This window comes from Xanthobacter sp. YC-JY1, assembly GCF_021730305.1.
Classification (GTDB): Bacteria; Pseudomonadota; Alphaproteobacteria; order Rhizobiales; family Xanthobacteraceae; genus Xanthobacter; species Xanthobacter flavus.
The window spans coordinates 2804291-2825940 of record NZ_CP032674.1 but is presented as its reverse complement, the minus strand read 5'-3'; the positions used below and the strand labels follow the sequence as shown (position 1 = coordinate 2825940).

The window sequence follows — 21650 nt, the reverse complement described above, 5'->3', positions numbered from 1 at the left end:
CCGCACGGCCACGGTGCGCCGGCTCGCGTTGACGCTCCCTCCGGCCGCGTCTAACCCTGCCGGCAACGACCGTCGCTCAGCGGCGGGGGCGGAACGGGGAGGGATGAATGACCACGGAGCCTGAAGTCCTGCTCGAGGTGAAGGGCGAAGCCGGGGTCATCACCCTCAACCGTCCGAAGGCGCTCAACGCGCTCAACCTCTCCATGGTGCGCGAGATACTGCCGCGCCTGCGGCAATGGGCGCAGGACCCGGCCGTCACCCGCGTGGTCATCAAGGCGGCGGGCGAGAAGGCCTTCTGCGCCGGCGGCGACGTGCGCTCCCTCTACGACCTCGGCCGCGCCGGCAACACCGCCGAATCGCTGCAGTTCTGGCGCGAGGAATATGTCCTCAACGACTATATCGGCAGCTTCCCCAAGCCCTATGTGGCGCTGGTCGACGGCATCTGCATGGGCGGCGGCTTCGGCCTCTCGGCCCATGGCGCGCACCGTGTGGCGGGCGACAAGTATCTGTTCGCCATGCCGGAGGTGAATATCGGCCTGTTCCCGGACGTGGGCGGCACCCATGTGCTGCCGCGCCTGCCGGGCGCTTTCGGCGTGTTCCTGGCGCTGACCGGCACGCGCATCCGCGCCGCCGAGGCCTTCGCCTGCGGCCTCGCGACCGACGTGGTGCCGAGCGCCGCCTTCCCGGCGCTGGAGGAGGCGCTGTGCGCGGGCGGCGATGTGGAGCGCATCATCGCCGACCATCGCATCGAGCCCGGCCCCGGCGCCTTCGCCGATCGCGCGGACTTCATCGCCGACGCCTTCGGGCGGGGCCACCTCGCCGGCATTCTCGGCGCGCTGCAGGCGGTGGCGGAGGGCGAGGGACCCCATGCGGCGTTCGCCACCACGCTCCTCACCGACATCGCCGGCAAGTCGCCCACCAGCCTCTCCATCACCATGGAGCAGATGCGGCGCGGGCCGGAGCTGGAGCTGGGTGACTGCCTGAAGCTGGAATTCCGGGTGGTGAACCGCGTCGCGGCGGGGCATGATTTCTACGAAGGCGTGCGCGCGGTCCTCGTTGATCGTGACAACGCCCCCCAATGGCAGCCGGCGACCCTGGCGGAGGTGGACCCGGCCGTCATCGCGGCGCATTTCGATCCCATACCCGACGAACTGGAACTTCTGGCCCCCGGCACATGAGTCATTACGATCCCATCGACGCCAGCGCCCGAGCCCAATGGGAAAATCTCTCGCCCTGGCGGCGGCGGCTGTTCCTGTTCCTGCGCGGCGTCGCGGCCTTTCTGCTGCTGGAAGGCATCATCCACTGGGCGGTGATCCTCGGCATCGGCGACGGGCCGGCGAGCCGCTTCGAAGCCATGCCCATGGCCGCGCAGGCGGCGGTGATCTGGGCGGCGATCATCGATCCCATCGCCGGCGTCGGGCTCTGGCTGCGCGCCGGCTGGGCCATCGTGCTCTGGCTACTCGCGACACTGACTCAGGTGGTGCTCGGCGTATGGGCGCCGGCCGGCATGACACGGCTGATGCTGTTCACGCTGGTGGAGCTGGCGCTGGTGGTGGCCTATGCCGTGCTATCCATCCGCGCCGCGCGGGAGAGCGACCAGGATTGAACCCGGACAGCCGACGCAAATCCTTCATGCAAGCGGTATTCATTGCGCCGGCAATGATCGTGGGAGAGGGACATGCATTCGCCACTCTGGGAGGAGATGGACGCCTTCATCGTTGAGCAGTTGCTGCCGGCCGATCCGGTGCTCGACGACGTGCAGGCCGCCTGTGAGCAAGCGGGCCTGCCGGCCATCAGCGTCTCGGCGGCGCAGGGGCAGATGCTCCACATCTTCGCCCGCATGATGGGTGCGCGGCGCATCCTCGAAATCGGCACGCTGGGCGGCTACAGCACCATCTTCCTCGCCCGGGCTCTGCCCGAGGACGGGACGGTGGTGACGCTGGAGGCGGACGCCCACCACGCCGCCGTCGCCCGCGCCAATTTCGCCCGCGCCGGCTTGGCCGAGCGCATCGACCTGCGCGTCGCCCCGGCCATCGAGACGCTGCCGGTGCTGGCGGCGGAAGGGGCGGGGCCGTTCGACCTCATCTTCATCGACGCCGACAAGCCGAGCAATCCGGCCTATCTCGACTGGGCGCTGCGCCTGTCGCGGCCGGGCACGCTCATCGTCTGCGACAACGTGGTGCGCGCCGGCCGGGTGCTCGATGCCGAAAGCGAGGACGCCTCGGTCAACGGCATCCGCCGCACCTACGAGATCGCCGGCGCCGAACCGCGCCTCACCGCCACGGCGGTGCAGACCGTCGGCACCAAAGGTTATGACGGCTTCGCGCTGCTGCTGGTGAAGTGAGGGGAGGGGCCCGGTCCACGAGGGCTTGGGAATCGGGCACGAATGACGAGCGAAGGCGCGTCTTTATCCGCCTTCAAGCCGTCATGCCCGGGCTTGTCCCGGGCATCCACGTCGGGCCGATGGCGCGATGCTCACAGGAAGCTTGCCCGGCCTGACCACGTGGATGGCCGGGACAAGCCCGGCCATGACGAAGGTGATTGCGGAGATGCCCTTCCGCGTCCGCGATCAGCCGATCAGGACCAGCTGCCGAGATAGGCGAGCGTCGCGATGACGAGGATGATCGCCACGATGATCCAGTGGCGGGCGGCGAAATTGTGCAGGATCATGGGGCTCGTCAGTCGTCGTTGGAGGCGTTGAGGTCTTCGGCGCGGATGCCCTCGTCCTTGGGAACGATCTGCACGCCCATGCCGCCGCCGTTCAGGAAATTGATGCCCTCGGCCTCGAGCGTGGCGCACAGCCGGGTGCGCGTGGAGGCGAGGGCTTCCAGCGTGACGGCATCCTGCTCAACCACCTTCACGGTGTCGGCGGTCACGCCGGTGCGCTCGGCCAGATCCTTGCGCGACCAGCCGAGCAGGGCGCGGCCGGCCTTGATCTGGCGGCCGTTGACCATGGAATGCGGCACGAAATCCTCCCGTCGTTGGGACCGGAAGATGGCATGCCGCCCCGCCCGCCACAATGCACGGGCGGCGGCAGGCTTAACGCAGGGGCTTCAGAACTTCTCCACCCATGGCCGCAGGTCCAGCTCGCAGGTCCAGGCCGAGCGGTGCTGGCGGTGGACGGACAGGTAGGTCTCGGCGATGGCGTCGGGATCGAGCCACTTGTCCGCCGGACCTGGCTCTCCCGCCGTCGCCCAGGACGAGGCGATGCCGCCGTCGAGGATGAAGTGCGCCACATGGATGCCGCGCGGGCCGAGTTCGCGCGCGAGGCCCTGCGCCAGCGCACGCAGGGCGAACTTCGCCATGGCGAAGGGCACCGAATGGGGCATGGCCTTCACGCTGGCGGTGGCGCCGGTGAAGAAGAGGGAGCCCTGTCCCCGCGCCAGCATGCGCCGCGTCGCGGCCTGCGCGGTGAGGAAGCCGGCGAAGGCGCCGACGGAATAGGCCTCCATCACGTCGGCCGGGTCCAGCACCTCCACCGGGCCGCGGTAGCGCATGGAGGCGTTGAACACCACGAGGTCGGGCGGGCCGAAGGCCTTGTCCACCTCGGCGAAGACGCCTTCGATGGCGGGCGCGTTCTGTGCGTCGGCGGCGTAGGCGCGTGCCCCGGTCTCGGCGACGAGGGGGGCGAGCTTGTCCACGTCGCGCGCCACGAGGGCGACGCGAAAGCCCTCGCGGGCGAGGCGGCGGGCGAGGGAGGCGGACAGCCCCTTGCCTGCGCCGACGATGATGGCGGTCTGGGCGGCGGTCTCATCTGTCACGGGTCGAACTCCGGCTTTGGCCGCGCCCCGGCCATGCACCCGGCGCGGCGCCTCCACTGATTGTCTGGGCTGGCTGCGGCGCTCTCAGGGCGCGGCGAACAGGGGCTCTATGCCTTCCGTGTCGATATAGACGACGCCATCTTCCACCTTCACCGGATATTCCGCGAGCGCGCTTTCCTGCGGCTCGAGGGGGGCGCCGGAATTCAGGTCCCAGGTCCAGCGGTGGATGGGGCAGACGAGGACGGTGCCGTCGAACTCCGCCTCGTTGAGCGGCGCGTTCGAATGGGGGCAGACGCCCTGGAAGGCGCGGATCTCCCCATTGTCGGGCCAGGCGAGGACGATGAGGTGATTGTCGGCGATCACCAGCCGCATGCCACCTTCGGCAACGGTTTCCGCTTTGCAGACGCGCGTGAACATCTTCAAAAACTCGATCAAGCAAAGAATGGGCGGATCATCGCGCGTTGCGCTGCGAGAGGAAAGGGCCAACCGCGCCGCCGCCTCTGCCGCGGTGCGAAAGCGGCATGGCCAAAGCGCGCGAAATCTGTGAAGCTGAAGCGACTTTTTCAAATCGGGGCGTTTGGTCCCGTTCGTTAGCGCGCCTCGTTTCTCTGCCTCCTTTGCCGTGGACGTTCTTTCATGATCCTGCCCGAAAGCAGCCGGCTGAAGCCGTTTCTCCTCCAGCGCCGCGACCAGCTCGCCAAGGCCAAGGCCCGCCGCTCGCTGGGCCAGATCCAGGGCAAGGTGGGCGAGATGCCCATGACCCGCGGCTTCCAGGGCGCGCTCGCCGCCGCCTTCCGGGCCACCGGCAAGCCCGGCATCATCTGCGAGCTGAAGGGCGGCTCGCCGTTCGAGCCGGCATTGAAGACCATGGTGCCCTACAAGGCGCTGGCCGAGGATTTCGAGGCGGTGGGCGCGGCGGCCCTTTCGGTGGCGGTGGAGCGGCAATCCTTCCGCGGCTCCTATTCGGACCTCGCCACCGTGCGCGGCGCGGTGGACCTGACCATCCTCGCCCAGGACATCATCTACGACGTATACCAGATCCTTGAGGCGCGGCTCGCCGGCGCGGATGCGGTGGTGCTCTCGGCGGCGCTGCTGGGGCCGGACCTTCCCGCCTATCGCGAGCGCGCCGCCTCCATTGCCCTCGACGTGCTGGTTCAGGTGCATACCCCCGCCGATGTGGAAGCGGCGCTGGCGGCGGGGTCGGACCTCATCTGCGTCACCAACCGCAACATCCACACCTTCGAGCTCGTGCCCGGCACCTGCGAGGCGCTGATCCCGCTGATCCCGCCGGAAAAGGCCTTCGTGGTGGCGGAAGGCGGCCTCGGCACGGCGGAAGACCGGGAGCGGCTCGCCACGGCCGGCGCCAAGGCGCTGCTCATGGGCACGTCCCTGATGCTGGATGAAGACCCCGCCGGGGTACTGGAGAAGGTGCTCGGCATCGAGACCGTGGGCTGACGGACGCTCCTCCGCCATCTGGCCCACTTCCTGCTTGGCAGAAGCCGGCGCGCGCTACCGGGCGACGGCGGCAGCGCGGCGCCGCAGCACGTCGGCAGCGGCTTGCGCGTGGTCTTTCAAGGACTTGCGCCGGACGCGCGGACGTGCCCCCGGAACAGGACAGGAGGCTCGGCGTGCCGCTCTACAATTTCCATTGTCCCGATTGCGACAAGGAGTTCGAACTCCTCATCTCGTCGTCCGACACGCCCGTCTGCCCGTCGTGCGGCAGCACCCGCGCGGAGCAGATGGTGTCGCGCATCGCGCCCGACCAGAAGCTGAAGGCGGTGGCCAAGGCCTGGCGCGCGCAGGCGACGAAGGAAGGCCACACCAGCAATTTCGCCGGCGGCGACCGCAAGCGCTGAGGCGCCGCGGGCAGGGCGGCGGGCGACGTGCCCCCGGCGATCCGGCCGGGGCACGCTAAATGCTTGGGGTTTCCTGTCTGGATTGTTGGCCGAAACCCGCCGGGACCGAGAGCGGCCGGAAGGCGATCCATGCTCTCGCCCCGGAGCCTCCCATGACAGCACAGCTGACAGCCCAGCCGTTCCCGCTCTCCCTTGAGACCGACTCGGACTACGTGTCCCCCGCCCATGTGCGGACCCCGTTCCGCTCCTTCCTTGTCAGCCATGAAAGCGGCCTCTATTGGCTGCGGATGCCTGCCGGCGCCGGCAAGACGCGGTTCGTGCGCGGCATCATCGCCCGGCGGACCGCCAACGACGGCAGTCCTGAGGGCATCGACAGCGCCATCTCCAGCGGCGCCCGCGCCATCGCCGTGGGCCTTGCGGCAGACGCGAGCCCGGCGGCGCTGGTCGAGGCGCTGAAGGCAGCGTTTGAGGCCGAATTCGCGTGTCCCGCGCCGGACGCGTCGGGGGCATCCGCCAGTCCGGACACCTTCGCCGGCTGGCTCGCGGCGCTCGCCGGGGCGGCAACGGGGCAGGGGGCCAAGCGCCTGCTGGTCTGCATCGACGGGCTGGAAGGGGCGGATGCTGAGGCCCTCGCGCTCCTGCCCGGCCCTGGAGCGATCCCGCCCGGCATTGTCCTGCTCCTCACCTCCCGCCCGGCTGGGGACTGGCCGGCAGAACGCTTCGCCACGGCGGCGGCGAAGTTCGCCCCCGGTCCCGCAGTGGGCGGCCAGGAGGTCGGCCTTTCCGATCCGGACTATGTGGATGCGCTGCGCAAGCTGTTCGTGGAACGCCTGCGGCCGCTGCTGCGGAGCCGGTCCAACGCGCTGCTCCTCTCCTTGATGGAAACCCGCGCCACCTACGAGCGCGGCGGCCGTGATGCCCGCCTCACCGCTGACCCCGTGCTGCGCGACGCGCTCAAGGACGACTGGAAGAAGCTGACCAACAAATTCCCGCGCTATTCCGGCCAGCAGCTTCCCGTGGCGCCACTCGGGCCGGTGCTCGACACCTTCGACCGGCTCTGGACTGACATGCTGGCGAAGAGCGAGGGCTGCGCCGGGCGCTTCTTCCCCATGGTCCATCATCTCGCGGGCGGCGGCCTCGCGGTGGAAGAGGTGGCGGACCTTCCGGTGGGCGAGGCGCTGGACGCACGCATTGCTGCCCTCGGCTGACCGCCCGCCCCGCGCTGCCGGGGCAGGCGGGCCGCCCCGGCGCGCTGTCACAAAACTGTAAAGGCCGGGTGGGAAGAGGAGCCGGATAGCCCGCAATCGCACCGGTTGCGGGCGCACGGCTCAGCGAACCACGGCGGACCGCCATGAAGCTCGATTCCACTCCGCTCGAACCCGGGCAGATCGTCATTTCCCTCGCCGGCCGCATGGACATTGCCGGCGCGGCGGAAATCGAGACCACCTTCAGCGCCCTGGCGAGCCATGCCCATGTGGCGCTGGTGGACATGGCGGGCGTGACCTTCCTCGCCTCCATCGGCATCCGCCTCATCCTCGCCAACGCCAAGTCCCTCTACAAGCGCGGCGGCAAGCTGGTGCTGTTCAACTGCGACCCGCAGGTGGAGCGCGTGCTGCTCACCACCGGCGTCGGAGAGCTGACCGAAATCGTCGCCACGCGCGCCGATGCCGACCGCTTCCTGGTGCCTGCCGCCAGCTGAAAGCCGCCGCCGTCGGCGGCTTCACCTTGGGTAATACTTCGCCGCCCGGCTGGGACATCCTCAGCCGGGCGGCGTTGTTTTTTGCCGCCACCATCCGGCGTGTGCAGTGCAAGGTGCTGCACTGCAAGGTGAATGCGCGCCCCGCGCCGCGCCGGGCGCCGTGACGGCCCCTGTCGCTGCGTCAGTATAGATTGCCGTCGAGGCGGAAGACGTCCCCCTGGTTGAACCCCGATGGTTGCTCGCTCGCCGGTCGGCGGCACGGATTTGGAGAAGGTCGAAACAACCTTGCGCAAGGTCCAAATCTATCGGACATAGAGATAAATCCGGCCGTCACAGCCGCATTTTCTGCCGCGCGGCGTCAATTCCGGCTCTCAGCGCGGCATTTTCGATCTGGAACGAGGTTCCAGGGAGGGTGTCGTCATTTCTCGCCCGTCCGGCCGTCACGTCCACATTCCGCTCCTGGCCGGGCTGGCTGCGCTCGCGCTTCTGGTGGCGGGGCTCGTCGGCGTGTTCATCTATGCCGGCATGAAGCAGGACGAGAAGGCCGGCATGCGGGAGCGGCTGGCTCTTCTGGCGGCGCTGCAGGCCCATGAATCCCTCATCCAGCAGGCCATGGCCACCTCGGAAGACGAGAAGCAGGTCCTGACCCAGCTTGCGGCCGGCGACCTCGCCCGGCTGCACGAGCGCTTCGGCCGGCGGCTCAACGAGGGGTTCGGGCTCGAATTCATCTACATCACCGACGCCAACGGCGACGTGCTCTATTCGTCCGAGAACGGGAAGCCGGGCGAGCGCAAGGCCTACGCCTGGATCCGCCCCGCCGTTGCCCGGGCTCTGGCGGAGGGCCGCGCCGGCCGCGCCGGCCTCGTCGCCAGCAAGGACGGCGCCGGCATCCTGGTGGCCCGCCCGTTCTCGGAGCGGACGGATGACATCAAGGCGCCGCAGCCACTGGTGGCGGTGACGGTGGACCTGCTCGACGATTCGCTGCTCCAGAGCCTCGCCGCGCCCGCCCATCTGCACGACGTGCAATTGCGCACCGGCCGCGGCGCCACCAACCATCCCGACCGCGTCGGCACCGCCGTCCCCAATCTCTATGACGGCACCGAGGCGGAACTGGCCTGGCGCGGCGCCCAGCCCGGCCGGAGCCTGCTGCGCAATGCCCTGCCAGCACTGGCGGTGCTCACCACGCTGCTCTCGGTGACCTTCCTCGTCATGATGTTCCGCGCCATGCGGGTCGCCGCCGTCCTCGCCGAAAGCGAGGCGCAGGCCCGCGAGATGGCCTCGCGCGACTATCTGACGGGCCTGTTCAACCGCGGCTATTTCATCGAGGCGCTGGAATCGGCGCTCGCGGGCCTGGCGTCCGACCAGCGGCTGGTGCTGCTCTTCATCGACCTCGACGACTTCAAGCTCATCAACGACACCGCAGGCCACGGCGCCGGCGACCTGCTGCTGAAGGCGGTCGCGGGCCGCATCGCCACCGCCATCGGCGAGCGTGGCGTGGTGGGGCGGTTCGGCGGCGACGAGTTCGTCGCCTTTTTCCCGGCCGCGCACCCCGGCGAAATCGACGAGGTTCTCAATCGCCTGCGGGCGGAGCTGAAGCCGCCCGTTCCGGATGGCGCCGGGGAAATCCGCGTCTCGGCCTCCATCGGCGTCGCGGAGGCGCCGCAGGATGCGGTTTCCGCCAGCGACCTGATGCGGCGGGCCGACATTGCGCTCTACCGGGCCAAGGATACCGGCGGCGACACCCTCTGCCGCTTCGACACGCAGCTCGAGAGCGAGCGCAATGCCCGCCGCGAGATCGAAAGCGCCCTCGGCGGGGCGCTGGAGCGGGGCGAGCTGGTCATCTCCTATCAGCCGCAGGTGGACGTGGTGAGCGGGCGCGTGGTCGGCTTCGAGACGCTGCTGCGCTGGGACCATCCCCGGCTCGGCCGCCTGCTGCCGGCCCAGTTCATCGCCATGGCCGAGGAGATGCACATCATCGCCGGGCTGGACCTCTACGGCATGCGCCGCGCCTGCATCGAGGCGGCGGCCCTGCCTGGCATGTCCATCTCCGTGAATATCGCCCCCGCCACCATGAAGGCGCCGGACTTCGCCGAGCAGGTCGCGACCATCCTCCAGGAGACTCGCTTCGATCCCGCGCGGCTGGAGATCGAGGTGCCGGAGACCATCGTGCTCAACACCGCGTCGGAGCTGAGCCGCACGTTCGAAGCGCTGCGCGCGCTCGGGGTCGGCATCGCCCTCGATGATTACGGCACAGGCTACGCCTCGCTGCACCATGTCAGCCGCTTTCCCATCAGCCGCATCAAGATCGACCGCTCCTTCACGCTGAAGGCCTGCACCGATCCGGACGTGGCGGCGGTCATCGAGCACAAGCTCAAGCTCGCCCAGTCGCTCCGCATCAACGTGACTGCGGAGGGGGTGGAGACGCGGGAGCAGCTGCGCTTCCTGCGCGCCATCGGGATGCCGACCGCCCAGGGCTACCTGTTCGCCCCGCCGCTCCCCATCGCCGCCGCCATCGACATGCTGCGTCGGCAGGACGAGACGCTGCAGGCCAGCGCGGGCGGCGCGGCGCGGGCCTGATCTTTCCATCAGATAAGATAATTTTCTTTACACGAAATATATGCGCGCTGTAAGCACCACAGCTGCGGCGTTCCGGCATGCATTTGGCCTTGCCTCAGCCGCCCCGCCTGCCGACAAGGACGGGGAATTGCCGAACAGCAAGCGGAGCCGGCCTCGCCCAGCGCCGGTCTCCCGATGATTCCTGGGGGTGCTTCGTGATCGAGACCAAACCCATCGACGGCAAGGCCTTCGCGGCCGGCCTGCGCGCCCGCATCGCCGAGGAGGTGTCCGCCCTCAAGGCCAGCGCCGGCCTCACCCCCGGCCTCGCCGTGGTTCTGGTGGGCGAGGACCCTGCCAGCCAGGTCTATGTGCGCAACAAGGCGGCCCAGACGGCCGAGGCCGGCATGGCCTCCTTCGAGCACAAGCTGCCGGCCGATACCCCGGAGGCGGACGTTCTCGCCCTCGTGGCGAAGCTGAACGCCGACCCGGCGGTGAACGGCATCCTCGTCCAGCTGCCGCTGCCGGCGCAGATCGATGCCACCAAGGTCATCGCCGCCATCGATCCCGCCAAGGATGTGGACGGCTTCCATGTGGTGAATGCCGGCCGCCTCGCGGTGGGTCTCGACGCGCTGGTGCCCTGCACGCCGCTCGGCTGCATCATGCTGCTCAAGCACCATCTCGGCAGCCTCGCCGGCCTCAAGGCGGTGGTGGTCGGCCGCTCGAACATCGTCGGCAAGCCGGCGGCGCAGCTGCTGCTGAAGGAAGACTGCACCGTCACCATCGCCCATTCCCGCACCCGCGACCTGCCCGGCGAATGCCGCACGGCGGATATCCTGGTGGCGGCGGTGGGCCGACCGGAGATGGTGCGGGGCGACTGGATCAAGCCGGGCGCGACGGTGATCGACGTGGGCATCAACCGGGTGCCGAAGGACGACGGCAAGACGCGCCTCGTGGGCGACGTGGCCTATGCGGAAGCGCAGGGCATTGCCGGCCTCATCACGCCGGTTCCCGGCGGTGTCGGGCCGATGACCATCGCCTGCTTGCTACAGAACACGCTGACGGCGGCGAAGCGGCAGAAGGGTCTCGCCGCCTGAGACTCGCACGAAAATAGCCGGCGGCATCGCGCCGCCGGCTATTGGCCGGGCAGGGGTGATCTAGAGCAGCCCGAGGGCCAAGGCGGCCAGTGCCGCGAGCGGCGGAAGCCATGCGAGCGCGATGCCAAGATCGGGCCGGCCGCGCCGCCAGAACCAGAGACCGATCGCAGGCGGAACGACGAAGGTCGCCACCGCGCCGGCCCATTCCATCACGGCGTAAATTTCGCCCCGCGCACCTTCCGGCCCGCCGAAGACGAAGCCGGAAATGGCGATGAGCAGGATGACGACACCGGCATCCGCCAGCAGCCCGAAAGCCATGGCGACCTTGAGCCCCCAACCCGCCGCTTGCGGCGGCGGGAGCGGGGCCGGCGGCAAGGCCGCCTCAGGCGCCGATGGCGGTGCGTTCACGCTGCTAGAATCAGCCGATGGCGCGGTCGCGAATGGCGACGCCCTTCTCTTCCAGCAGCGGGACCAGCTCGCCCGACTGGAACATCTCGCGGACGATGTCGCAGCCGCCCACGAACTCGCCCTTGATGTAGAGCTGCGGGATGGTCGGCCAGTTGGCGTAGTCCTTGATGCCCTGGCGGATCATGTCGTTCTCGAGCACGTTCACGCCCTTGAAGGGGACGCCCACGTGGTCGAGAATCTGCACCACCTGGCCGGAGAAGCCGCACTGCGGGAACTGCGGCGTGCCCTTCATGAACAGCACCACATCGCCAGACTTCACGATGGCGTCGATATCGTCACGAATGCCCATGGTCTCAAATCCAATGTCTGCGGCCGGAAAGAAGGCCTTCCGCCGATAAAGATCGGCCCATGTGGCCCAAAGCGCAAGGGTGCAGGGCGCGACACGGCGGCGACACGCTTGCACAGGCGCGTGTTGGGGCGCCGCGATGGTGCGGCGCACGCGGTGCGCAGGAAGCCGCTCTATTCGGTCGGCGCGGAGGTCTGCAGGGCGAGGGCGTGCAGCACGCCGCCCATGTTCCCCTTGAGGGCGGCATAGACCATCTGGTGCTGCTGCACCCGGCTCTTGCCGCGGAACGAGGCCGAAACGATGCGGGCGGCGTAGTGGTCGCCGTCCCCAGCCAGATCCTCGATCACCACGGTCGCGTCGGGCAGCGCATCTTTGATGAGCTGCTCGATGTCGCGGGCATTCATGGGCATGGTCGAAACGTCCTTGCTGTGCGCGAAAGCGTCAGGACGAGGCGCCCATGTAGATGGGCAGCCACGTCTCGTGCCGATCCTTCAGCGATTCCACGACTATCGAGCGGTCGTCCGGCACGATCAAGCGGTCGCCGCCGGTCTTGCCGATCTTCATGACCGGCACGCCGGCCATCTCCGCCTTGTGGATCACCTCGGCGCCCTGGCCGGACGCGACGGTGACCACGTAGCGCGCCTGATCCTCGCCGAACCACCACGCATAGGGGTCCATGCCGTCCGGCGCGTCTTCCAGCGAGACGCCGATGCCGCTGGCCATGGCCATTTCGGCCAGTGCGACCAGGAGGCCGCCGTCCGATACGTCATGCACGGCGGTGGCGACGCCGTCGCGGATGAGGTTGCGCACGAAGTCGCCGTTGCGCTTCTCGGCGATGAGATCGACCGGGGGCGGGGCCCCTTCCTCGCGCTCGCACACGGTGGCGAGGAAGGCGGAGGCGCCGAGCCAGCCCTTGGTCTTGCCGATGAGCAGCACCGGCTCGCCCGCCGCCTTGAAATCCAGCGTCATGGTCTGGTCGAGATCCTCGATCAAGCCGACGCCGCCGATGGTCGGGGTGGGCAGGATCGCCTTGCCGTTGGTCTCGTTGTAGAGGCTGACGTTGCCGGAGACGACCGGGAAGTCCAGCGCCTCGCAGGCCGCGCCGATGCCTTTCACGCAGGCCACGAACTGGCCCATGATCTCCGGCTTCTCGGGGTTGCCGAAGTTCAGGTTGTCGGTGACGGCGATGGGGGTGGCGCCCACGGCGGTGAGATTCCGCCACGCCTCGGCCACCGCCTGCTTGCCGCCCTCGAAGGGGCCGGCCTCGCAATAGCGGGGCGTCACGTCGGTGGTCATGGCGAGGGCCTTGGGCCCGTCATTCACGCGCACCACCGCGGCGTCGCCGCCCGGCCGCTGCACGGTATTGCCGAGGATGAGGTGGTCGTACTGCTCCCACACCCAGCGCTTGGAGCACAGGTCCGGGGAGGCGATGAGCCGCTCCAGCGCGTCCGCCACCGAGGCGGTGGTGCGCACGTCCGAAGGCAGGATCTCGGGGCGCGGGGCCGGCTCCTCGTAGGGACGACGGTATTCCGGCGCTTCGTCGCCCAGCTCCTTGATGGGGAGGTCTGCTTCCACGAGGCCCTTGTGCTTCACCACGAAGCGCAGGGTGTCGGTGGTGTGGCCGACGATGGCGAAGTCGAGGCCCCACTTGCGGAAGATGGCCTCCGCCTCGTCTTCCTTGCCGTCGGCGATCACCATGAGCATGCGCTCCTGGCTCTCCGAGAGCATCATCTCATAGGCCGTCATGCCGGTTTCGCGGCAGGGCACGGCGTCGAGGTTCAGCTCCACGCCCAGGTCACCCTTGGCGCCCATCTCCACGGCGGAGCAGGTGAGGCCGGCGGCGCCCATGTCTTGGATCGCCACCACGCAGCCCGCCTGCATGATCTCGAGGCACGCTTCCAGCAGCAGCTTCTCGGCGAAGGGGTCGCCGACCTGCACGGTGGGGCGCTTCTCCTCGGCGTCGGCACCGAACTCGGCCGAAGCCATGGTGGCGCCGTGGATGCCGTCGCGGCCGGTCTTCGAGCCGAGATAGACGATGGCGCGGCCGACGCCGGTGGCCGCCGCGTAGAAGATCTCGTCGGTCTTCGCGAGGCCGACGGCCATGGCGTTGACGAGGATGTTGCCGTTGTAGCGCTTGTGGAAGCCCACCGAGCCGCCCACCGTGGGCACGCCGAAGGAATTGCCATAGCCGCCGATGCCGGCCACCACGCCGGCCAGCAGGCGGCGGGTCTTCAGATTGTGGCAGTCACCGAAGCGCAAGGCGTTGAGCGCCGCGATGGGCCGCGCGCCCATGGTGAACACGTCGCGCAGGATGCCGCCCACGCCCGTTCCCGCGCCCTGATAGGGCTCGATGAAGGAGGGGTGGTTGTGGCTCTCCATCTTGAACACGACGGCGAGGCCGTCGCCGATGTCCACCACGCCGGCATTCTCGCCCGGCCCCTGGATCACGCGCTTGCCGGTGGTGGGCAGGGTGCGCAGCCAGACCTTGGAGGACTTGTACGAGCAGTGCTCGTTCCACATGGCGGAGACGATGCCGAGCTCCGTGATGGTCGGCTCACGGCCGATCAGCTTCACGAAGTGATCGTACTCCTCCGGCTTCAGGCCGTGCTCGGCGACGAGTTCCGGCGTGATGCGGGGGGTATTGGGAATGAGGTTCACGGGCGTCGATCCGAATTGAGGCCGCGGCTCACGCCGCCTTGAGGGCGCCGGCGAGGCTCTCGAAGAGGCCGCGTCCGTCGGTGGGGCCGATCTCCGGCTCGATGTAGTTTTCCGGGTGGGGCATCATGCCGAGCACGTTGAACTTCTCGGAATAGATGCCGGCGATCCCGTTGATGGCGCCGTTGGGGCCGTCCGTCTCGTCGATCTGGCCGTCGCGGCGCGCATAGCGGAAGGCGACACGGCCGTCGCCCTCGATCCGCGCGAGGTTGGCCTCGGAGGCGGTGAAATTGCCTTCGCCGTGGGCCACCGGGATGCGGATCAGCTCGCCCTTGCGATAGGCCTTGGTGAAGGGCGTATCGGCCCGCTCCACCCGGAGCAGCACCTCGCGGCAGACGAAGCGCAGGCGGGCGTTGCGCACCAGCACGCCGGGCAGCAGCCCCGCCTCGCACAGGATTTGGAAGCCGTTGCAGATGCCGAGCACCAGGCCGCCGCGGGCGGCGTGGGCGCGTACCGCGTCCATGATGTTCGCCCGCGCGGCGATGGCGCCGCAGCGCAGATAGTCGCCATAGGAGAAGCCGCCGGGCAGGACCACGAGGTCGGTGCCCTTGGGCAGCTCGTGCTCGGCGTGCCACACCACCTGGGGCTTGGCGCCGGCGACGAGCCGCAGCGCGCGCACGGCGTCCTGCTCACGATTGGAGCCAGGGAAGAGGATGACGGCTGGTTTCATGATCTCTCAGTGGATGCCGACGAGGCCGAGCCTGCGTTCGATGCGAGCGAGCCGCGCGTCACGGCCCGCGTGCATGCCGTATATGGTGTTCATGTCCTGCCCCACGGCCTGTCGGGGATCGCGCCGGGCGATCACCTCTTCGCGAGCCGTCATGGCTCGCCGGCCGGGGGCTGCGTCCCGCGGGATCGACTTCGGAACCTCGATGAGAAGCTCGTTGGTGATCTCGGCCATCATGCCCTCTCGGCGGCCTTGCTCCCTGAAGCGGCCGCCAGAATATCACATCACTCGGCGAACTCGACCTTGTAGGTCTCGATCACGGTGTTGGCGAGGAGCTTGTCGCAGGCGTCCTTGAGGGCGCCCTCGGCGGCGGTGCGGTCGTTGCCGGCCAGCTCCACGTCGAACACCTTCCCCTGCCGCACGCTCTGCACGCCGGCCACACCCAGCGACCGCAGCGCGCCTTCGATGGCCTTGCCCTGCGGGTCGAGCACCGCCGACTTGAGGGTGACGATCACTCGGGCCTTCATGGAAACCTCGCCTTCATGGCACGCGCTTGCGCCCGCGCTGTTGCTTGCCTACCGCCGGGCATCGCCAAGCCCGTATGGGGCTCAGCAACGCAAAACGGGGGCCGATCCGGCCCCCGCCTAGCACTTTTCGGGTAGAGGACTCAACGCCCCCGCCCGAATTGACGTCTCACTTCACGAGGACGGGACCCTTGCCCTGCGTCGGATCGTTCTCCATCAGGATCCCGAGCCGGCGCGCGACCTCGGTATAGGCCTCGACGAGGCCGCCCATGTCGCGGCGGAAGCGGTCCTTGTCCATCTTGTCGTTCGACTTGATGTCCCAGAGCCGGCACGAATCGGGGCTGATCTCGTCAGCGACCACGATCCGCATCATGTCGTTCTCCCACAGGCGGCCGCATTCCATCTTGAAGTCCACAAGACGGATGCCGGCGCCAAGGAAGAGGCCGGACAGGAAGTCGTTGACGCGGATCGCGAGGGCGATGATGTCGTCGATTTCCTGGGTGGTGGCCCAGCCGAAGGCGGTGATGTGCTCTTCCGACACCATCGGGTCGTTGAGCGCGTCGTTCTTGTAATAGAACTCGATGATCGAGCGCGGCAGCTGGGTGCCTTCCTCGATCCCGAGGCGGGTCGAGATGGAGCCGGCGGCCACGTTGCGCACCACGATCTCAAGCGGGATGATCTCCACTTCCCGGATGAGCTGCTCGCGCATGTTCAGCCGGCGGATGAAGTGGGTCGGCACCCCGATGTCGTTCAGCCGGGAGAAGATGTACTCCGAGATCCGGTTGTTCAGCACACCCTTGCCGTCGATGACATCGTGCTTCTTCGCATTGAAGGCCGTGGCATCGTCCTTGAAGTGCTGAATAAGTGTGCCGGGCTCGGGTCCTTCATACAGGACTTTCGCCTTGCCTTCGTAGATTCGGCGGCGGCGGCTCATGGGGGTATACCGTCGATTGAGGAAATCCATGGGTTTGCCAAGGCTCCGTTCGTGTGACGCTCCTCGGCGGGGCCGGGGATGTCTGTTTCAAGGACATCCCAAGCCCGTTCGGACACTAGCCGATTGGACGGCTGGATACAACGCGCGTCCCGATGAGCCCGCCCGGGCCATCCCCTTGAAGAGGCGGGGGCGGCCATCTGGTCGCACGGTCGCAACGGGGCGCGGAGCTTTACTGACGTTGATCTAATATGAGGCGGGGGATATTCAAGGCGCGCGTGCGGACGACGGCTGCCCTTGCGTGAGCGCAGCGGCAACCCAAATCAGCCAGGTCCGCGCAGACAGATCAGGCCGGCCGCCGGCCGCCCATTCGCAGGAAGAGGGGTGCCATGACCACGTTCGACAAGCGCGAGGAAGGTTTCGAAAAGGCTTTCGCGCTCGACGAGGAGACGCGGTTCCGGGCGCTCGCCCGCCGCAACAAGAAGCTCGGCCTGTGGGCCGCCGAGAAGCTGGGTCTCTCCGGCGAGGAGGCTCTCTCCTATGCCAAGGCCGTCGTCGAGGCCGACCTCGAGGAAGCCGGTGACGAGGACGTGTTCCGCAAGCTGCGCGCCGACTTCGACGCCAAGCAGGTGGACGTCTCCGACCACCAGATCCGCCGCAACATGGACGAGTTCCTCGCCGCCGCCGCGGCCGAGGTGAAGTCCGGCAGCTGAGTCTGCTGAGGGTCTCCCGCCGCGTCGGACGACGCGGCGGCCCAAACAAAAAGGCCGCCCGGTGGGCGGCCTTTTCTTTTTCGGGTCCCGCGCCGGATCAGCGCGAGTAGAACTCGACCACGAGGTTCGGTTCCATCTGAACCGGGTAGGGCACCTCGTTCAGCTCCGGGATGCGGGCGAAGCGCGCGGTGAGCTTGTGGGTGTCGAGCTCGATGTAGTCGGGCACGTCGCGCTCGGCGAGCTGCTGCGCCTCGATCACGATGGCGAGCTGGCGGGAGGCTTCCTTCACCTCAATCACGTCATCGACCTTCACGAGGTAGGACGGGATGTTCACGCGCTTGCCGTTCACCTTCACGTGGCCGTGGGAGACGAACTGGCGGGCGGCGAAGATGGTGGGCACGAACTTGGCGCGGTAGACCACCGCGTCCAGGCGGCGCTCCAGCAGGCCGATGAGGTTGGCGCCGGTGTCGCCCTTGAGGCGGGAAGCCTCGACGTACACCTTGTGGAACTGCTTCTCGCCGATGGAGCCGTAATAGCCCTTCAGCTTCTGCTTGGCGCGCAGCTGCACGCCGAAGTCGGACAGCTTGCCCTTGCGGCGCTGGCCGTGCTGGCCGGGACCGTACTCACGACGGTTCACCGGGCTCTTGGGGCGGCCCCAGATGTTCTCGCCCATACGGCGATCGATCTTGTGCTTGGCCGCAATGCGCTTGCTCATGTAACGCGGATCCCTGTTGGTTCGTTCGGGTTTGGATCGCGCCCCTCCTCTGCGAAATGGATGGAACACGAGGTTCCGGACCGTTCCGCCGACAGGCTCGCCCGGCGCGCTGCCTTGCGATGCCACGGGTGCGTGAAACGCCAAGCGGGCCATTCCCGGCCCGCAAAGGTGGCGGGTTCTTAGTCGCGAAAGCGTGGGGAGTCAACGCCGACCGACATTTCCGCCTCAGGCGCTGAGATGCTCGATGAGGATCGTGGCGCCGATGGCGACCAGTGCCACACCGGCGACGACCTCCGCAACCCGCCCGAAACGCGCGCCGACAAGCCGCCCCAGCAGCATGCCGCCGGACGACATGATGAAGGTAGTAAGGCCGATGGCGGCGGCAGTGATCCAGATGTTCACGTCCAGAAAGGCGAGCGACACGCCCACCGCCATCGCATCGATGCTGGTGCCGACCGCCGTGGCGAGCAGAATCGGCAGGGACCGCCCGCGCGGCGCCTCTTCCTCCTCCCGCGCGAAGAAGGCGGAGGCGAGCATGTGCACACCGACGCCGCCGAGCAAGGCGAAGGCGATCCAGTGGTCCACCGCCTCCACATAGCTGCTGGCGGCAAGCCCTGCCGCCCAGCCGATGACCGGCGTTGCGGCTTCGACGAGGCCGAACACCATGCCGGTACGCAGCGCCTCGGACACGCGCGGGCGGCCCATAGCGGCGCCGCGCCCCACGCTGACGGCGAAGGCGTCCATGGACATGCTCATGGCGAGCACGAGAATCGTGGCAGGCGACATCAAAATTGTCCGGCGGAAGGGGAGGCTTGAGAACCCTGGCGCATCCGGCCCGTCCGCGCGCGAACCGGTGCGTCACGGTCTCGCCGGGCCGAAACGTTCGGCTGGTCGCGCCATGCGCTTTCCGCGCAAGCCTGTTGGCACGACCCCGCTTTGGTGCACTCCAAGGCGGTAGCTACTCCCCGATCGCGCCTCTGATAGCGGCTTGGCGGGTGGGGGGTAAACCCGGGGAAGTCACTCTTTAGCGCAACTAACTCGCATTCGCGTTTTGCCTGTGAGGAAAACTGGTTGCGGGGCTGTGGCGTGGCGGTTCACTATCAAGGCACCGCCCGTCGCACGTCCGACGGTCGCGTCGTTCATGGAGGCCATCCCTTGAAAGTCCTCGTCTTCCAGCATGTCGCCTGCGAGCACCCCGGCCGCTTCCGCGAGTTCATGCAGGCCGACGGCGTGGAATGGCACGCCGTGGAGCTGGACGAGGGCGAGCCCATCCCGGCCTTCGACGATTTCGCTGCCCTCATGGTGTTCGGCGGGCCCATGGACGTGTGGCAGGAGGAAGAACTGCCCTGGCTCGTCGCCGAGAAGGCCGCCATCCGGGATTGGATGGCCACCGGCAAGCCCTATCTCGGCGTATGCCTCGGCCACCAGCTCCTCGCCGACGCGCTGGGCGGCAAGGTCGGCCTCATGCCCCGGCCGGAAGTGGGCGTCACCGACGTCTCGCTGACGGCGGCCGGGCGCGAATCCCCCCTCTTCAAGAACCTCGGCCCCACCTTCCCGACCCTCCAGTGGCACGGCGCGGCGGTGCTGGCCCTGCCGCCGGGCGGGGTGGTGCTGGCCGAGAACGAGCATTGCGCCATTCAGGCGCTGCAGGTGGGGGAGAAGGCGTTCGGCATCCAGTATCACGTGGAGCTGACCGACGAGACGGTGCCGGAATGGGGCGTGATTCCCGAATACCGCTGCGCGCTGGAGGCCATCACCGGCGCCGGCGGGCAGGCGCTGCTCGAGAACGCGACCAAGGAGCGGATGCCGGTCTTCGCAGCGGCGGCGGAGCAGCTCTACCGCAACTTCAAGGCGACGTGGTGAGGGATGCCTCTCTCCCTTCTTCCCTCTCCCCTTGTAGGAGAGGGTGGATCGCGGCGCAGCCGCGAGACGGGCGAGGGGGCTGTTGCCGTTTCAGCGGCTGGTGGGGCAAAGGGGCAAATACCCCTCACCCCAACCCTCTCCCGCAAGGGGAGAGGGAGCCTGGCCGGCTCCCGGGTTGAGTTCAGATCAGAATCCCACGGCCGTGCCGGTGAGGTCGTAGGGCCCGGCGGCCTCGATCTTCACCGTGGCGATCTCGCCCACGCGCAGCGGGCGACGGGAGAAGACCTTCACCGTGCCGTCGATCTCCGGCGCGTCGCCCTTGGTGCGGCCGATGGCGCCTTCGGGCGACACGGAGTCGATGATGACCTGCTGACGGGTGCCGACCTTCTTCTTCAGCCGGCGCGCCGAGACCTTCTGCTGGGTGCGCATGAAGCGGTCGTAGCGGTCCTGCTTCACCTCGTCCGGCACCGGATCGGGCAGGGCATTGGCATCCGCCCCACGCACGGGCTCGAACTTGAAGGCACCGGCGCGGTCGATCTCGGCCTCTTCCATGAAGGCCAGAAGCTCCTCGAACTCCGCTTCCGTCTCGCCGGGGAAACCGACGATGAAGGTGGAGCGGAGCGTCAGGTCCGGCACAGCCGCCCGCCACGCCTGGATGCGGGCAAGGGTCTTTTCCTGCGAGGCCGGGCGCTTCATGCGCCTCAGCACGGTGGGGCTCGCATGCTGGAAGGGAATGTCGAGATAGGGCAGCACCTTGCCGGCGGCCATCAGCTCCATCACCGCATCCACATGCGGGTAGGGATAGACATAATGCAGGCGCACCCAGGCGCCGAGGTCGCCCAGCGCCGCGGCGAGGTCGAGGAAGCGTGTCGCCACTTCCCTGTCGCCCCACTGGCTCGGGGCGTAGCGCAGGTCCACCCCATAGGCGGAGGTATCCTGCGAGATGACGAGCAGTTCTTTCACCCCCGCCTTCACCAGCCGCTCGGCCTCGCGCAGCACGTCGGCGGCGGGGCGGGAGACGAGGTCGCCGCGCAGCTTGGGGATGATACAGAAGGTGCAGCGGTTGGAGCAGCCTTCGGAGATCTTGAGATAGGCGTAGTGGCGGGGCGTGAGCTTCACGCCCTGCTCAGGCACGAGATCGAGGAAGGGATCGTGCTGCGGCGGCACCGCCTCGTGGACGGCGGCGAGCACGCTCTCATATTGCTGCGGGCCGGTGATGGCGAGGACGCTGGGATGCACCTCGCGGATCTGCTCGGGCTCGGCGCCCATGCAGCCGGTGACCACCACCTTGCCGTTCTCCGCCAACGCCTCGCCGATGGCGGAGAGGCTTTCCGCCTTGGCGCTGTCGAGGAAGCCGCAGGTGTTGACGATGACGAGGTCCGCGCCCTGATGGGTCTTCGTCAGCTCGTATCCCTCGGCGCGCAGGCGCGTGACGATGCGCTCACTGTCCACCAGCGCCTTCGGGCAGCCGAGGGAAACGAAGGAGATGCGCGGCGCGGGCTCGGCCATGGGGAGGCAGGTTCTTTCTGAAGCATTTTCGAGCGAAGTGGGTACCGGTTCGCGTGAAGAAAATGCGTTGAAACAGGTGGCTGTGCGAAGGGCGTGCGCTTACGTCAGCGCGACGGGGCCGTCAACGCTGCGCCCAATGACCGGCCTTTGTGGCCGAAGGAGGGAGGACGTGTTCCCCGGACCAGCGACGGCGAAGCCGGAGCGCCGAGCCGGGGCCCAGGGGAAAGGTCGGCGAAGCCGGCGACACTCTGGAAGATCCCCGGGATCAGGCCGCCTTCGGCGACATGTGGCGC

The 21650-nt window shown here is 68.3% G+C and carries 25 protein-coding genes; 11 read left to right on the top strand and 14 right to left on the bottom strand.

Annotation, left to right across the window (positions count from 1 at the left end; translation table 11 throughout):
- The first annotated feature begins 107 nt into the window (after positions 1-107).
- From D7006_RS13210 to D7006_RS13200, 3 genes are all read left to right on the top strand, one after another.
- The gene (locus D7006_RS13210; RefSeq protein ID WP_237353303.1) at positions 108-1178 is read left to right on the top strand and encodes an enoyl-CoA hydratase/isomerase family protein; all 1071 of its coding nucleotides are present in this window, start codon (positions 108-110) and stop codon (positions 1176-1178) included.
- Positions 1175-1606 carry a DUF6163 family protein gene (locus tag D7006_RS13205; RefSeq protein WP_169119983.1) on the top strand — a complete coding sequence of 144 codons (432 nt, stop codon included), beginning with the start codon at positions 1175-1177 and terminating at the stop codon, positions 1604-1606. The genes D7006_RS13210 and D7006_RS13205 overlap by 4 nt, the downstream gene beginning before the upstream one ends.
- A 72-nt stretch (positions 1607-1678) precedes the next feature.
- A complete protein-coding gene (locus tag D7006_RS13200) occupies positions 1679-2344 on the top strand; it encodes an O-methyltransferase (RefSeq protein ID WP_237353302.1) in 666 nt (221 codons plus the stop codon).
- Positions 2345-2678: 334 nt separating this feature from the next.
- Here D7006_RS13200 and D7006_RS13195 read toward each other — a convergent pair whose 3' ends face one another.
- The 3 genes from D7006_RS13195 to D7006_RS13185 all read right to left on the bottom strand — a co-directional run bounded on the left by D7006_RS13195 (position 2679) and on the right by D7006_RS13185 (position 4178).
- Positions 2679-2966: a helix-turn-helix transcriptional regulator gene (locus tag D7006_RS13195; protein WP_169119987.1), complete on the bottom strand. Its 288-nt coding sequence runs from the start codon at positions 2964-2966 to the stop codon at positions 2679-2681.
- An 87-nt stretch (positions 2967-3053) separates the two neighbouring features.
- Positions 3054-3761 carry an SDR family NAD(P)-dependent oxidoreductase gene (locus D7006_RS13190; protein ID WP_229644750.1) on the bottom strand — a complete coding sequence of 236 codons (708 nt, stop codon included), beginning with the start codon at positions 3759-3761 and terminating at the stop codon, positions 3054-3056.
- Positions 3762-3845: 84 nt separating this feature from the next.
- A complete protein-coding gene (locus D7006_RS13185; protein ID WP_169119999.1) occupies positions 3846-4178 on the bottom strand; it encodes a Rieske 2Fe-2S domain-containing protein in 333 nt (110 codons plus the stop codon).
- Between the two features lie 219 nt (positions 4179-4397).
- Between D7006_RS13185 and D7006_RS13180 the strand changes: the two genes are divergently transcribed.
- The 6 genes from D7006_RS13180 (at position 4398) to folD (ending at position 10966) form a co-directional block, all read left to right on the top strand.
- Positions 4398-5216: an indole-3-glycerol-phosphate synthase gene (locus tag D7006_RS13180; RefSeq protein WP_237353301.1), complete on the top strand. Its 819-nt coding sequence runs from the start codon at positions 4398-4400 to the stop codon at positions 5214-5216.
- A gap of 143 nt (positions 5217-5359) precedes the next feature.
- Positions 5360-5617 carry a zinc ribbon domain-containing protein gene (locus D7006_RS13175; RefSeq protein ID WP_309298272.1) on the top strand — a complete coding sequence of 86 codons (258 nt, stop codon included), beginning with the start codon at positions 5360-5362 and terminating at the stop codon, positions 5615-5617.
- Between the two features lie 152 nt (positions 5618-5769).
- Positions 5770-6825, top strand: a complete 1056-nt coding sequence (locus tag D7006_RS13170) for a hypothetical protein (protein WP_237353300.1) — start codon at positions 5770-5772, stop codon at positions 6823-6825.
- A 143-nt stretch (positions 6826-6968) separates the two neighbouring features.
- A complete protein-coding gene (locus tag D7006_RS13165) occupies positions 6969-7316 on the top strand; it encodes an STAS domain-containing protein (protein WP_229644746.1) in 348 nt (115 codons plus the stop codon).
- 489 nt (positions 7317-7805) lie between these two features.
- On the top strand, positions 7806-9893 hold the full coding sequence (locus D7006_RS13160; RefSeq protein ID WP_237353299.1) for a bifunctional diguanylate cyclase/phosphodiesterase: 2088 nt from the start codon (positions 7806-7808) through the stop codon (positions 9891-9893).
- Between the two features lie 194 nt (positions 9894-10087).
- Positions 10088-10966 carry a bifunctional methylenetetrahydrofolate dehydrogenase/methenyltetrahydrofolate cyclohydrolase FolD gene (gene folD, locus D7006_RS13155; protein ID WP_237353298.1) on the top strand — a complete coding sequence of 293 codons (879 nt, stop codon included), beginning with the start codon at positions 10088-10090 and terminating at the stop codon, positions 10964-10966.
- A 60-nt stretch (positions 10967-11026) separates the two neighbouring features.
- On the opposite strand, the gene D7006_RS13150 is transcribed toward folD, so the two are convergent.
- The 8 genes from D7006_RS13150 to purC all read right to left on the bottom strand — a co-directional run bounded on the left by D7006_RS13150 (position 11027) and on the right by purC (position 16590).
- The gene (locus tag D7006_RS13150; protein WP_237353297.1) at positions 11027-11284 is read right to left on the bottom strand and encodes a hypothetical protein; all 258 of its coding nucleotides are present in this window, start codon (positions 11282-11284) and stop codon (positions 11027-11029) included.
- Positions 11285-11384: 100 nt separating this feature from the next.
- The gene (grxD, locus tag D7006_RS13145) at positions 11385-11723 is read right to left on the bottom strand and encodes a Grx4 family monothiol glutaredoxin (protein ID WP_169120013.1); all 339 of its coding nucleotides are present in this window, start codon (positions 11721-11723) and stop codon (positions 11385-11387) included.
- 170 nt (positions 11724-11893) lie between these two features.
- Complete coding sequence (locus tag D7006_RS13140; RefSeq protein ID WP_237353296.1) at positions 11894-12130, bottom strand: BolA family protein; 237 nt, start codon at positions 12128-12130, stop codon at positions 11894-11896.
- Positions 12131-12161: 31 nt separating this feature from the next.
- Positions 12162-14369, bottom strand: coding sequence for a phosphoribosylformylglycinamidine synthase subunit PurL (gene purL, locus D7006_RS13135; protein WP_169121431.1), 2208 nt, complete (start codon positions 14367-14369; stop codon positions 12162-12164).
- A gap of 37 nt (positions 14370-14406) precedes the next feature.
- Entirely contained in the window at positions 14407-15105 is a 699-nt protein-coding gene (purQ, locus tag D7006_RS13130; protein WP_169120015.1) for a phosphoribosylformylglycinamidine synthase subunit PurQ, read from the bottom strand.
- Positions 15106-15111: 6 nt separating this feature from the next.
- Positions 15112-15339, bottom strand: a complete 228-nt coding sequence (locus tag D7006_RS13125) for a hypothetical protein (RefSeq protein ID WP_237353295.1) — start codon at positions 15337-15339, stop codon at positions 15112-15114.
- Positions 15340-15386: 47 nt separating this feature from the next.
- Positions 15387-15629: a phosphoribosylformylglycinamidine synthase subunit PurS gene (gene purS, locus D7006_RS13120; protein ID WP_169120019.1), complete on the bottom strand. Its 243-nt coding sequence runs from the start codon at positions 15627-15629 to the stop codon at positions 15387-15389.
- A gap of 166 nt (positions 15630-15795) precedes the next feature.
- Positions 15796-16590 carry a phosphoribosylaminoimidazolesuccinocarboxamide synthase gene (purC, locus tag D7006_RS13115; protein WP_169120021.1) on the bottom strand — a complete coding sequence of 265 codons (795 nt, stop codon included), beginning with the start codon at positions 16588-16590 and terminating at the stop codon, positions 15796-15798.
- A 356-nt stretch (positions 16591-16946) separates the two neighbouring features.
- Between purC and D7006_RS13110 the strand changes: the two genes are divergently transcribed.
- The gene (locus D7006_RS13110) at positions 16947-17270 is read left to right on the top strand and encodes a DUF1476 domain-containing protein (RefSeq protein WP_237353293.1); all 324 of its coding nucleotides are present in this window, start codon (positions 16947-16949) and stop codon (positions 17268-17270) included.
- A 97-nt stretch (positions 17271-17367) separates the two neighbouring features.
- Here D7006_RS13110 and rpsD read toward each other — a convergent pair whose 3' ends face one another.
- Both rpsD and D7006_RS13100 read right to left on the bottom strand, forming a co-directional pair.
- Positions 17368-17985, bottom strand: a complete 618-nt coding sequence (gene rpsD, locus D7006_RS13105; protein WP_024278816.1) for a 30S ribosomal protein S4 — start codon at positions 17983-17985, stop codon at positions 17368-17370.
- A gap of 225 nt (positions 17986-18210) precedes the next feature.
- Entirely contained in the window at positions 18211-18771 is a 561-nt protein-coding gene (locus tag D7006_RS13100) for a manganese efflux pump MntP family protein (RefSeq protein WP_237353292.1), read from the bottom strand.
- A gap of 369 nt (positions 18772-19140) precedes the next feature.
- Here D7006_RS13100 and D7006_RS13095 point away from each other — a divergent pair, with 369 nt between their 5' ends.
- Complete coding sequence (locus tag D7006_RS13095; protein WP_237353290.1) at positions 19141-19848, top strand: type 1 glutamine amidotransferase; 708 nt, start codon at positions 19141-19143, stop codon at positions 19846-19848.
- Between the two features lie 186 nt (positions 19849-20034).
- Here the strand turns inward: D7006_RS13095 and rimO are convergent, their stop codons facing one another.
- Positions 20035-21357 (bottom strand): 30S ribosomal protein S12 methylthiotransferase RimO, encoded by a 1323-nt coding sequence (gene rimO / locus D7006_RS13090; protein ID WP_237353288.1) that lies wholly within the window; start codon positions 21355-21357, stop codon positions 20035-20037.
- Positions 21358-21650: the final 293 nt, after the last annotated feature.

Excerpts from the sequence above, each read along its gene's own strand:
- D7006_RS13210 (WP_237353303.1), top strand. The coding sequence starts at position 108 with ATGACCACGGAGCCTGAAGTCCTGCTCGAGGTGAAGGGCGAAGCCGGG.
- D7006_RS13205 (WP_169119983.1), top strand. The coding sequence starts at position 1,175 with ATGAGTCATTACGATCCCATCGACGCCAGCGCCCGAGCCCAATGGGAA.
- D7006_RS13200 (WP_237353302.1), top strand. The coding sequence starts at position 1,679 with ATGCATTCGCCACTCTGGGAGGAGATGGACGCCTTCATCGTTGAGCAG.
- D7006_RS13185 (WP_169119999.1), bottom strand. The coding sequence starts at position 4,178 with ATGTTCACGCGCGTCTGCAAAGCGGAAACCGTTGCCGAAGGTGGCATG.
- D7006_RS13180 (WP_237353301.1), top strand. The coding sequence starts at position 4,398 with ATGATCCTGCCCGAAAGCAGCCGGCTGAAGCCGTTTCTCCTCCAGCGC.
- D7006_RS13170 (WP_237353300.1), top strand. The coding sequence starts at position 5,770 with ATGACAGCACAGCTGACAGCCCAGCCGTTCCCGCTCTCCCTTGAGACC.
- D7006_RS13165 (WP_229644746.1), top strand. The coding sequence starts at position 6,969 with ATGAAGCTCGATTCCACTCCGCTCGAACCCGGGCAGATCGTCATTTCC.
- D7006_RS13150 (WP_237353297.1), bottom strand. The coding sequence starts at position 11,284 with ATGGCTTTCGGGCTGCTGGCGGATGCCGGTGTCGTCATCCTGCTCATC.
- grxD (WP_169120013.1), bottom strand. The coding sequence starts at position 11,723 with ATGGGCATTCGTGACGATATCGACGCCATCGTGAAGTCTGGCGATGTG.
- D7006_RS13140 (WP_237353296.1), bottom strand. The coding sequence starts at position 12,130 with ATGCCCATGAATGCCCGCGACATCGAGCAGCTCATCAAAGATGCGCTG.
- purQ (WP_169120015.1), bottom strand. The coding sequence starts at position 15,105 with ATGAAACCAGCCGTCATCCTCTTCCCTGGCTCCAATCGTGAGCAGGAC.
- D7006_RS13125 (WP_237353295.1), bottom strand. The coding sequence starts at position 15,339 with ATGATGGCCGAGATCACCAACGAGCTTCTCATCGAGGTTCCGAAGTCG.
- purS (WP_169120019.1), bottom strand. The coding sequence starts at position 15,629 with ATGAAGGCCCGAGTGATCGTCACCCTCAAGTCGGCGGTGCTCGACCCG.
- purC (WP_169120021.1), bottom strand. The coding sequence starts at position 16,590 with ATGGATTTCCTCAATCGACGGTATACCCCCATGAGCCGCCGCCGCCGA.
- D7006_RS13110 (WP_237353293.1), top strand. The coding sequence starts at position 16,947 with ATGACCACGTTCGACAAGCGCGAGGAAGGTTTCGAAAAGGCTTTCGCG.
- rpsD (WP_024278816.1), bottom strand. The coding sequence starts at position 17,985 with ATGAGCAAGCGCATTGCGGCCAAGCACAAGATCGATCGCCGTATGGGC.
- D7006_RS13100 (WP_237353292.1), bottom strand. The coding sequence starts at position 18,771 with ATGTCGCCTGCCACGATTCTCGTGCTCGCCATGAGCATGTCCATGGAC.
- rimO (WP_237353288.1), bottom strand. The coding sequence starts at position 21,357 with ATGGCCGAGCCCGCGCCGCGCATCTCCTTCGTTTCCCTCGGCTGCCCG.